This window comes from Lactiplantibacillus garii (genome assembly GCF_003885105.1).
GTDB lineage: Bacteria > Bacillota > Bacilli > Lactobacillales > Lactobacillaceae > Lactiplantibacillus > Lactiplantibacillus garii.
The window spans coordinates 1-1,824 of the sequence record NZ_QWZQ01000102.1; the positions used below are offsets into that span (position 1 = coordinate 1).

Sequence of the window (1,824 nt, forward strand, 5' to 3'; positions counted from 1 at the left end):
ATTTTAATAAAAGCCTTATTGATTAAATTAGAATTTAATAATATTTGATTCTTAATCAAAACACGTTTCTACTACTAATGTTCATTTTTTAACGAGGCTCCCAACTTAAAACGACAAAAGAAAACGACCCAATTTCTTTTCTTAAAGAAACTGAGTCGCGGCTAAAATTTATTGAAGAGTCCTGATTTTCATTACGAATTGAAATTGTCAGTCAGCTAGTCAATCGCAATTTAATCTTGATCACTAACGATGTTAACTTGCACCCGGTCCCCAGTCGCCGCCACGATTTCACTAATCGTTCCCAGGGTAACGTTACTGTTCCCCGCTTCGATCCGTGCAATCTGCGACTGACTTTTACCGGTCATCTTAGCAAGTTGCGTCTGCGTTAACTTCTTGCGCTTACGCCAACGAGTTAGCATGTGAGCTAGACTTTGGGCATTTTGATTGGCTTCATAATACCGCTTAAAACTGGGATCTGACGCTTTCCGCTCTTCAATATACTTATCAAACTGTTCATAGCTCTTCATAAACCGAATCACCTTCTTTCATCAGTTTAACACATCATATCACAAATGATATAAAGCCACTAGCAGTAGTAAATGGAATCGTATTCAAAAAATTATTTTTTTATTTTTCTTTGAAATGGATTTAAGCCCGTTAACACGCGGTTACTTCCACAACAACGCTTAATTTCGTGTTTTTTTCAACTTGATTTTTAATTAGCGACCGTTATACTGAATTTGTAAGCACAACCAAGAAATTGAGTTTCTTATTAAGAAATAAAGCGGGGAGATTTATTTTATGGCATTTAATATGGTTACACGTTACGCACACAGTCCTGAAGATATGGACCGGTTCGATACCGAACAACTACGTTCCGAATTTCTTATGGAAAAAATTTTTAGTGCTGGGGACATTTACCTTACCTACACTTACAACGATCGAATGATTTTTGGTGGGGTCACACCAACGACTAAACCACTTGAAATCAAGCTGGATAAACAACTCGGCGTTGATTTTTTCCTACAACGACGTGAACTCGGCTTCATTAACATTGGTGGCGCTGGCTCGGTCACAATCGATGGTCAAGAGGAACATATCGAGCCCCACGACGGCTATTACATTAGTATGGGCACCAAACACGTCATCTTTGCATCTGATAGCGCGGACAAGCCCGCCAAATTCTACGTCGTTTCAACGCCGGCACACCGGGCTTACCCTTCCAAGAAGTTAGCGTACAAGGACTCGATTTCAATGCCAATGGGTGATCAAGAACACATGAATAAGCGAGTTATTCATAAGTACATTGATGCTTCCACCATGGATACTTGTCAATTACAAATGGGTTACACGGTGCTCGAACCCGGAAATTCGTGGAACACCATGCCTGCTCACACCCACGCTCGGCGAATGGAAACTTACCTTTACACGGAATTTGGCGATCCCGATACCCGGGTGGTTCACTTTATGGGTACGCCGGACCATACCAAGCACATCTTCTTAGAGCCCGACCAAGCCGTTGTAAACCCAAGTTTTTCGATTCACTGTGGGGTTGGGACCACTAACTACGCCTTTATTTGGGCAATGTGTGGCGAAAATCAAACTTATAGCGACATGGACCAAGTTGACATGCACGCTTTGCGTTAAACCTTTCTTATTCTATTTACCAAATAAAAAACGTCCGAATAATATCGTTCGGATATACTCCTCTTTGGGTAGACAAGCAAATAATCAAAGCTTGCCTACCTAAGGAGGAGTTTTTCTATGGGCAGAAAAGGTTCTCGCTATACGATTAAAGAGAAGTTGTTTTACATTGGTCTAGTT

2 protein-coding genes are annotated in these 1,824 nt (G+C 40.9%); one reads left to right on the forward strand and one right to left on the reverse strand.

The window, feature by feature from the left end; all coding sequences use genetic code 11:
* Positions 1-230: 230 nt before the first annotated feature.
* A complete protein-coding gene (locus tag D1831_RS14155) occupies positions 231-527 on the reverse strand; it encodes a helix-turn-helix domain-containing protein (RefSeq protein WP_125073445.1) in 297 nt (98 codons plus the stop codon).
* A 274-nt stretch (positions 528-801) separates the two neighbouring features.
* Between D1831_RS14155 and kduI the strand changes: the two genes are divergently transcribed.
* Positions 802-1,647, forward strand: a complete 846-nt coding sequence (kduI, locus tag D1831_RS14160) for a 5-dehydro-4-deoxy-D-glucuronate isomerase (protein WP_125073446.1) — start codon at positions 802-804, stop codon at positions 1,645-1,647.
* Positions 1,648-1,824 lie beyond the last annotated feature (177 nt).